The organism is Sphaerisporangium sp. NPDC051011, from assembly GCF_040653595.1.
Lineage (GTDB): Bacteria > Actinomycetota > Actinomycetes > Streptosporangiales > Streptosporangiaceae > Sphaerisporangium.
Genome location: NZ_JBFAGG010000003.1, coordinates 604,756 through 613,766, shown reverse-complemented (window position 1 = coordinate 613,766; position 9,011 = coordinate 604,756). Strand labels below are relative to the sequence as shown.

The 9,011-nt window shown below is 71.1% G+C and carries 6 protein-coding genes and 1 CRISPR repeat array; of the genes, 3 read left to right on the top strand and 3 right to left on the bottom strand.

Annotated elements, in window-relative coordinates:
• Position 1 precedes the first annotated feature (1 nt).
• Positions 2-698: direct repeats of the CRISPR family, unit length 30 nt; unit sequence GTCCTCATCGCCCCTGAGAGGGGTCGCAAC.
• Positions 699-913: 215 nt separating this feature from the next.
• The gene (locus AB0H21_RS10020; RefSeq protein WP_358514060.1) at positions 914-2,335 is read left to right on the top strand and encodes an NAD(P)/FAD-dependent oxidoreductase; all 1,422 of its coding nucleotides are present in this window, start codon (positions 914-916) and stop codon (positions 2,333-2,335) included.
• Positions 2,336-2,378: 43 nt separating this feature from the next.
• Here AB0H21_RS10020 and AB0H21_RS10015 read toward each other — a convergent pair whose 3' ends face one another.
• Positions 2,379-3,599 (bottom strand): MFS transporter, encoded by a 1,221-nt coding sequence (locus AB0H21_RS10015; RefSeq protein ID WP_358514058.1) that lies wholly within the window; start codon positions 3,597-3,599, stop codon positions 2,379-2,381.
• A 345-nt stretch (positions 3,600-3,944) separates the two neighbouring features.
• Here AB0H21_RS10015 and AB0H21_RS10010 point away from each other — a divergent pair, with 345 nt between their 5' ends.
• Positions 3,945-4,289, top strand: coding sequence for a metalloregulator ArsR/SmtB family transcription factor (locus AB0H21_RS10010; RefSeq protein ID WP_358514056.1), 345 nt, complete (start codon positions 3,945-3,947; stop codon positions 4,287-4,289).
• A 410-nt stretch (positions 4,290-4,699) separates the two neighbouring features.
• Here the strand turns inward: AB0H21_RS10010 and AB0H21_RS10005 are convergent, their stop codons facing one another.
• Entirely contained in the window at positions 4,700-4,822 is a 123-nt protein-coding gene (locus AB0H21_RS10005) for a hypothetical protein (protein WP_358514054.1), read from the bottom strand.
• 143 nt (positions 4,823-4,965) lie between these two features.
• Positions 4,966-5,220, bottom strand: coding sequence for a Smr/MutS family protein (locus AB0H21_RS10000; RefSeq protein WP_203983620.1), 255 nt, complete (start codon positions 5,218-5,220; stop codon positions 4,966-4,968).
• Positions 5,221-5,519: 299 nt separating this feature from the next.
• On the opposite strand from AB0H21_RS10000, the gene AB0H21_RS09995 reads away from it, so the two are divergent.
• Positions 5,520-8,885, top strand: coding sequence for a S8 family serine peptidase (locus AB0H21_RS09995; protein ID WP_358514051.1), 3,366 nt, complete (start codon positions 5,520-5,522; stop codon positions 8,883-8,885).
• The last annotated feature ends 126 nt before the right edge of the window (positions 8,886-9,011 follow it).

Below are 9,011 nucleotides of genomic sequence, written 5' to 3'. Positions count from 1 at the left end.
TGTCCTCATCGCCCCTGAGAGGGGTCGCAACATCGCAGGTGCATGGTCTGCGCGACGTAGGCGATGGTCCTCATCGCCCCTGAGAGGGGTCGCAACAAGGTGGCGACGCCGCGGACCTCGCGGAACCCGCCGGTCCTCATCGCCCCTGAGAGGGGTCGCAACACGTGCATGCTGTTGAGCGCGATGACGCGCACGTGGTGTCCTCATCGCCCCTGAGAGGGGTCGCAACATCGCAGGTGCATGGTCTGCGCGACGTAGGCGATGGTCCTCATCGCCCCTGAGAGGGGTCGCAACTGGGGTCGCCGGGGGCCTGCCGGGTGTAGAGCCGGGGTCCTCATCGCCCCTGAGAGGGGTCGCAACCGGGTCAGCTCATCCGGGCCAGGAACTCGGTCCACGGTCCTCATCGCCCCTCATCGCCCCTGAGAGGGGTCGCAACGTGGCATACACCGTCGATTCGCCCCGGCCGGTCGGTCCTCATCGCCCCTGAGAGGGGTCGCAACCGCCATGAGGAACAGGGCGATGATGCACAGCACCGGTCCTCATCGCCCCTGAGAGGGGTCGCAACCAGATGGCATAAGCCACCCGCAGGTGCGTGACGGGGTCCTCATCGCCCCTGAGAGGGGTCGCAACGCCTCCACGAGGTCGGCGATGGTGTCCGGGTCCGGCGCGTCCTCATCGCCCCTGAGAGGGGTCGCAACATCTGCGGACCGGTGAGCCGTGCAGGCCGGCGTCGGCGGTTCCCTGCAGGACGTGTTGGACGCCGCCGAGGACGCGAGGATCTACCGCAAACTCTGACCCGGCCTCTCGACGTCCACAGGCCCAGGCCCCCTTTCTCCGCCGCATGCCGCAGAGCATGCACGCATTCGCCTCGCACGGGGCATGACTGACCTGGGACGACAGGGGGGCGAGTTCCATGGTGGACGACGACGTTTTCGATGTGATCGTGATAGGGGCGGGCCCGGTCGGGGAGACCGCCGCCAAACGCGCCGTGCGGGGCGGCCTGACGGCGGCCGTGATCGAGGAACGCCTGGCCGGCGGCGAGTGCGCCTACTACGCGTGCGTCCCGAGCAAGGCGCTGCTTCGGCCGATGGGGCTGGCGCACGAGGTGAGCCGCCTGCCGGGGCTGGAGCTGCGCGGCCCGATCGACACCGCCGCCGTGCTGGCCCGCCGCGACCGGGCCGTGTCCGGCCTCGACGACGGCGGCCAGGTGAGCTGGATCGAGAACCTCCCGGCGACGTTCGTCCGCGGCCGGGGACGCCTGGCCGGGCCGCTGCGGGTCGACGTGACGAGCCCGGACGGCGGCATCCGGGCGTTGCGGGCGCGGCACGCCGTCGTGATCGCGACAGGGAGCGATCCCGTGATCCCCGCCGTGCCCGGCCTGCGCGAGGCGAACCCGTGGACGAACCGGGATGCGACCGCCGTCCAGCAGGTGCCGAAGCGGCTGGTCGTGATAGGCGGCGGCGCCGTGGCGTGCGAGATGTCCCAGGCGCTGCATTCCCTCGGCGCCCAGGAGACGACGATGCTCGTGCGCGGCGAGCGCCTGCTGTCCCGGATGGAGCCGTTCGCGGGCGTCCTCCTGGCCGAGTCGCTCCGGCGGTGGGGCGTCGACGTGCGTTTCGGCGCCTCCGCCGCCCGCGTCGAACGCCCGCTCCCGGACGGCCCGGTGACCGTCCACCTCGAGGACGGATCCGGCGTCGAGGCGGACGAGATCCTCGTCGCCACCGGCCGCCGGGTGGCCGTGGGGGACATCGGCCTGGACACGATCGGCCTGGAGCCGGACGGCCCGATCAAGGTGGACGCGAGCATGCGGGCGACGGCCGTCCCGGAGGGCTGGCTGTACGCCGTCGGCGACGTCAACGGGCTCGACCTGCTCACGCACATGGGCAAGTACCAGGCCCGGATCTGCGGCGACGTGATCGCCGCCCGCGCACAGGGCCTCCCCGACGACCTGCCGGCGCTGCGCGACGTCGCCGACCACCTGGGCGCGCCCCAGGTCATCTTCACCGACCCGCAGATCTGCGCGGTCGGCCGCACGGAGTCCCAGGCTCGCGCCGAGGGTTTCCCGGTACGCGTCGTCGAGGTGGACCTGGCCGGGGTCCAAGGCGCCTACCTCCAGGCCGACGACTACACCGGCCGCGTCAAGATGATCGTCGACGAGGACCGCCGCGTGCTCCTCGGCTTCGCCCTGGCCGGTCCCGCGGTGCTGGACCACCTCCACGCGGCCACCATCGCGGTGACCTCGGAGATCCCCCTCGACCGGCTCTGGCACGCCGTCCCGGTCTTCCCGACCGTGAGCGAGTTCTGGCTCCACCTCCTGGAGGAGTACGGCCTGTGACCCGTCCGGCACCGTCCTGAGCCCCGCCGGCGCTCCTCTGGGTTCACAGTGAGCGGATCGTCCGTTCGCCAGGCGCGGGAGGCGTCCTGTGGGCGAGGGACGGGCGGCGGGTGGCGGTGATGGTGGCGGACAGGAGGGCCAGGGCGATGACGAGGACGCCGTACGTGAGGGCGGTGGGTTCGAGGCCGAAGGCGGGGACGGCCTTGCCCGCCAGGACCGCGGGGATACTGAAGGCCAGGTAGCTGGCGAGGTACACCGCGGCGAACAGCTCCGCGCGCTCGGACGGGGCCGCGAGCGTCGCCAGCGAGCGGAAGGCGCCGAGGAAGGACGTGCCGAAGCCGGAGCCCGCGACGATCGTGCCGGCGAAGAAGAGGAGCACCGACGACACGGCGAGCGCGGCCAGGGTCACGGCGATGCCGGCCGCCAGGGTCGCCGAGCCGATGATCATCACACGGCGCGGGGGAAGGTCGCGGACGACGGTCGAGGCCACCGCTCCCGCGCCCGTGAGGGCGGTGACGACGAGGCCGCCGACGAAGTGGTCGCCGACGTGCAGGACGCCCGCCATCAGCGAGGGCCCGAGGGAGAGGTACAGGCCGCCGAGCGCCCAGGTCGCGACCAGGCACGGCAGCGCGGCGAGGAAGACGCCACGGGCGCCCGTGGGCACCGACACCTTGGGGCGCAGTGAGGCGAGCGCGCCCGGGCGGGGTTCGACCGTGTCGGGGAGGAAGGCGACGGCGCAGGCCAGCACCAGGAAGACCACGGTGAGCAGGGCGAACACCAGGGCGGTCGGGGCGGGCGCGTACTGCACGAGAAGCCCGGTGCCGAGGGCGCCCGCGGCGAGACCGGCGGTCGGCGCCACGCTGTTGAGCAGGGATCCGAGGCGGGATCCGGGGGCGGGCTGGAGGTCGACCAGCCCGGCGCTGATGGCTCCGGCCGCGGCGCCGGTGGCGAGGCCCTGCAGCGCCCGGGCGAGGAGGAGATGCCCGGCCCCGCCTGCGGTGAGGAACATCGCCATGGCCACGGCCTCAAGCAACAGCGCGACGACCAGGACGGGGCGGCGTCCGACGAAGTCGGAGAGCCCTCCGACGGTGAGCAGCGCGCACAGCAGGGCGAGGGCGTACACGGCGAAGACGGCGGTGAGCGTCGCGGGGGAGAAACCCCATCGGGCCTGGTAGACGACGTAGAGGGGCGAGGGGGCGCCGGCGGCGGCCATGAAGGCGAGCAACGTGCCCGCGAACAGCCAGAACCCAGCTCTACGCGACATCCGCCGCCTCGGGCGTCCCGCCGCGGCATGGGCACCGAGGTTCGTCCCGGCACCGCCGGGGCCCGGCCGCGTGGCGAGCGACGACTCGTCTCCGGCCTCCGAACCCGGCCGCGGGGGATACGACGGCAGGCCCTCGGATTCCGCCGGGGTGGAGGCGGGGCGGGGCCTGGCGCGAGGAGTGTGCCCGTTGTGGCGGGGATCGGGTGTGGCGTGCGGTGAGGCGGTCGCGGGCGTTGTGGCCCCGTCTTCGGTGATGCGCATCGAGGCGCCCCCTGACTGTTCCAAATTTTTCGAACTGTCAGAGGCTACGATACCCGGGGCTCACTGTTCAACTATTATCGAACCGTGAATGCTTCCTCGCGTGAGCTGGCACATCCCGAGGCCGCCGAGCTGGCGGTCACCGACGTGCTGTTCGCCTTGAGCGATCCCGCGCGGCTCGCGCTCGTGCGGCGGCTGGCGGAGGGCCCGCTGGAGGTCGCCGCCTGCCAGCCCACCGGCGGCGAGATCCCGAAGTCCACGCTGTCCCACCAGCTCAAGACGCTGCGTGAGGCGGGCGTGATCCGCAACGTCCCCTCGGGCCGGCAGCGGTACGTGAGCCTGCGCCGGGACGACCTGGAGGACCGCTTCCCCGGCCTGCTCGCCGCGATCCTCGGGAAACCGGAAAGAACGGGCGCGGACGCCGATCGCTGACGGCCGGCGGCGGGATGGCCGCGGACGCTCCGACCTATAAGACCCGACCGTACAAACGGTATAAGCGGCGGGCGGCCACCCGCGGGCCACGCGGACGACCACGAGCGGGCCGCACATCGCCGGGCGCGCGACCCTCCCGGCCGAGGCGCCGGGGCGATGACCAGGGGTTATGCTCGAAACGAGGAAGCGATCGAACGCCTGAACGCCTTTGGCCTCGCCGCACTCCTCCTCGCTGAGCAGTGCACGGACCCGGCCCTGCGCATAGCCGACCGCTTCCTCCCTTGACGATCCCGAAGGCCCCGATGACCCCGAGGGCGTGGGGGGTCAGCCGCGGTACGGCCGGGCCGCGTACTCCGCGCCGTAGTACGCCTCCAGCTCTTCCAGCGTCTCCTCGGTCCGCTGGACGCTCTTCACGATGCGCGCGTGCGACGGCGGTCGTGGAGCAGGACGCGCTCCTTGGTGAGGGCTCGGGGCATGAGCTCGCCGAGCAGTTCGCGCAGCTCGGCCTCGGATGTGATCTCCACGACGTCCATCACCGCTCCCCCAGGCGATCTTGCGTACGCCCCTGAGCATACGTTGCGGGCTATTTCCGGTTACAGGGACATCAAGCACCTATGTCCGGTATCGGCCAACCGCGCAAATCCGTCAAGCGGGCGACTTCCGCCCGAGGCCGGGGTCACTTCCAGCGGAAGTAGACGAACAGGCGGCCGTGGTTCTTGGCGTCCTTGTCGATGCGGTGATAGAGGGCCTTGATCTCCTTCTGGTCCAGGAAGCGCAGGACCTTCTTCTTGAGCTGGCCCGATCCCTTGCCCGGGATGATCTCGACCTCGGTGGCCTTCTTCCGCACCGCCTCCTGGATGATCCCGTGCAGGGCGCGGTCGATCTCGGCGCCCCGGTTGTAGATGTCGTGGAGATCCAGCTTCAGCTTCACGCAGCCGATTGTACGTCCCGGCGAATGGAACGTTCTTCTAACTGCGCCGACCACACCATCTAACCGGAATGTGTCCACTTTTGGTCATATATTGCCGCAGATCAGTCGGTAAATCGATCTAGGCGGATATCAAGCAGGCATTTAGACTCCCCCTGTGTTTGGTCGCCCGCACACCCGGGCGGCCGGGCACATGTCGCCCAACGGGGAGGGTGGGGTCTCCTCGTCATGCCCTCGTACGGGCGGCGCGGCTTCTCCATGCCCTTTGGGCGGCAGGTCCCAGTGGTCCTCCAGGAGGTGCCGTGCCAAGCAATCCCCTGCCTCTCCTCTTATCGCGGACACGCCGCGCCGTGGCGCTCGGAGCCGGTCTCGTCCTCGTCGGCGCGATCAGCCCGGCGGTCCCGGCGTCCGCGGCCCCCACTCCGGGGCCGGCGGCGGCGTCCACGAGCAAGTGGAAGGCGACCCCCCTCACCGCCGTCGACCGGGTCCAGGGAGCCAAGTCCCCCAGCGGCAAGCTGGCCAAGAGCGACACCGCGCTGTTCAAGGCGACCGGCAACGCGCCGGTCAACGTGGTCGTCAAGCTCGACTACGACTCGCTGGCCGCCTACAAGGGCGGCGTCGACGACCTGAAGGGCACGAGCCCGTCGGTCACCGGCAAGAGCCTGGACATCAAGAGCGACGCCGCCAAGAAGTACGAGAAGCACATCGAGGGCGTCGAGAACGACTTCCTCAGCGCCCTCGGCAAGAACGTTCCGGGCGCGAGGGCCGGGCAGAGGCTGCGGACGGTCTACGGCGGCATCACCGTGCGGCTGCCCGCCAACAAGGCCGTCGAGCTGCTGAAGCTCCCCGGCGTCGCGGCGGTGCAGGAGGACAAGCTCCAGAAGCCGCTGACCGACTCCAGCCCCGACTTCATCGGCGCCCCCACGATCTACAACCAGCTCGGCGGCAGCCCGTCCTCCGGCAAGGGCGTGATCTACGGGAACCTGGACTCCGGCGTCTGGCCCGAGCACCCGTCCTTCAAGGACCCGGGCAACCTGCCCACTCCCCCGCCGACCAAGGACGGCACCCCGCGCGTCTGCAACTTCGGCGACAACCCGCTGACGCCCGCCACCGACGTCTTCGTCTGCAACAACAAGCTGATCGGCGGCAGGCCGTTCCTGGACACCTACAACGCCGTCTTCGGCGGCGAGGTGTACCCCGACAGCGCGCGTGACTCCAACGGCCACGGCACGCACACCGCGACGACCTCCGCGGGCGGCCCTGTCGCCGACGCCAACCCGCTCGGCATCAGCCGGGGACCGATCCACGGCATCGCGCCCGCCGCGGCCGTGTCGGTCTACAAGATCTGCGGCGCCGAGGGCTGCTTCCCGTCGGACTCGGCCGCGGCCGTGGGACGGGCCATCCTCGACGGCGTCCGGGTGATCAACTTCTCGATCTCCGGCGGCAGTGACCCGTACAGCGACCCGGTGGAGCTGGCGTTCCTCGACGCGTACGCGGCCGGCGTGTTCGTCTCGGCCTCCGCGGGCAACTCGGGCCCCGGCGCGGCGACCACCGACCACCACAGCCCCTGGGTGACCACCGTCGCCGCGTCCACGCAGACCCGGACCTACCGGTCGACCGTGACGCTGACCGGCGCCGGCGGTGCGACCGCCACGGTCTCGGGCGCCTCGATCACGGCGGGCATCAGCTCGCCGCTCCCCGTCGTGTCGGCCGCGGCCCCGCCGTACTCCGACCCGCTGTGTACGAGGACGCCCCCGCCGGGCCTGTTCTCCGGCAAGATCGTTCTCTGCCAGCGCGGCCCCGGCCGCGTCATGAAGGGCTTCACCGTCAAGCAGGGCGGCGCGGCCGGCATGATCATGTACAACGCGACGCCGCTCGACGTGATGACCGACAACCACTGGCTGCCGGCCGTCCACGTCGATCAGCCTGACAGCACGACCCTGCTGAACTTCCTGGCCGCCAACCCCGCGACCACCGCGAAGTTCACCCAGGGCACCAAGACCACCTGGCAGGGCGACGCCATGACCTCGTTCTCCTCGCGGGGACCGGGCGGCGACTTCCTCAAGCCGGACGTGACCGCGCCCGGCCTGCACATCCTCGCCGGTGGCACGCCGACGCCCGAGTCGGCCGCCGAAGGCCCCGCGGGCAACCTGTACCAGGCCATCGCGGGCACCTCGATGTCCTCGCCGCACGTGGCCGGGGCCGGCGCGCTGCTGTTCGCGCTGCACCCGGACTGGACGCCGGGCCAGGTCAAGTCCGCCCTGGAGACCACGGCCAAGACGTCGGTCACCAAGGAGGACCGGGTCACCCCGGCCGACCCGTTCGACTACGGCGGCGGTCGCATCGACCTCACCAAGGCCGGCGACCCGGGTCTGACGCTGGACGAGACCGCGGCCAACTACGCGGCCGCGGCCAACGACTCGCTCAACCGCATCGACCTGAACCTGCCGTCGGTGAACGCGCCGATCATGCCGGGCGCGATCACGGCCAAGCGGACGGTCAAGAACGTCACCGACAAGACGCTCGTCTACACCGCCACCGGCACCGCCCCGAGCGGCGCCTCCGTGACGGTGCTGCCCCCGCTGTTCACCGTCAAGCCCGGCAAGACGCAGGACCTCACCGTCCTGATCGCCGCTCCCGACCTGCCCGACGGTCAGTACTTCGGCCAGGTCAACCTGAAGCAGGTCGGCGGCAGCCGTAACCTGCACCTGCCTGTGGCCTTCTACCGCCAGGAGGGCGCGGTCCCGGTCGACCAGACCTGCGCGCCGAGCACCATCGCCAAGAACACGGGCGAGTCCACCTGCACGGTCACCGTCGAGAACACCACGCTGAAGGACACCGAGGTCACCGCGCTGACCACGCTGGACTCCAAGCTGCGGCTCAACAGCGTGACCGGCGCGACCAAGGTCGGCAGCCAGATCGCCACGGCCAAGGCCGCGCTCCCGGGCCGCAAGCCCGACAAGCCCGGCATCGCCCCCGGCACGGGCCCGGCGGGCTACCTGCCGCTCGACCTGTTCGGCATCAGGCCGAACCCGATCGGCGACGAGGAAGCGATCAACTTCAACGTCCCGGGCTTCGTCTACGCGGGCAAGACCTACAACCGCATCGGCGTCGTCTCCAACGGCTACAGCATCCCCGGCGGCAGCTCCGGCTCGGCCGACGTGGACTTCGCGCCGCAGACGCTGCCGGACGCGGCCCCGCCGAACAACGTGCTGGCGTCCTACTGGACCGACCTGGACGGCACGGGCGCGCCGGGCGTCTACGCCGGTACGCTCACCGACGGCGTCGACACCTGGCTCGTCCTGGAGTGGCGCGTCCACCTGTACGGCCAGACCGGGCTGAAGGCCTTCCAGCAGTGGATCGGCGTCAACGGCACCGAGGACATCACCTACTCCTACAACCCGTCCAACCTCCCCGGCGACCCCGGGCCGTCCTACGGGCTGACCGTGGGCGCCGAGAACGCCGAGGGCACGGCCGGCGGCCAGATCTCCGGGCCTCCGGTCGAGGACTACCGCGTGAGCAGCACCCCGGGCGCGCCCGGCGGCAAGCTGACCTACACGCTGAAGGTGAAGGGCGTGACGTCCGGCGTCGGCTCGATCACGACGGCGACGTCCACACCTGAGGTGAAGGGCGTCACGGTCGAGGTCGACAAGATCACCGTTCAGTAGGTCACGACCGGATAGTTCACCAGCACCACGACGACGGGGCCGGCATCCTGCCGGCCCCGTCCGCGTGTCCGGGCGCCCTCCGGCCGTACAGCACGCTCGGAGATGTCCGGGCCCCGTCCGCGGCGG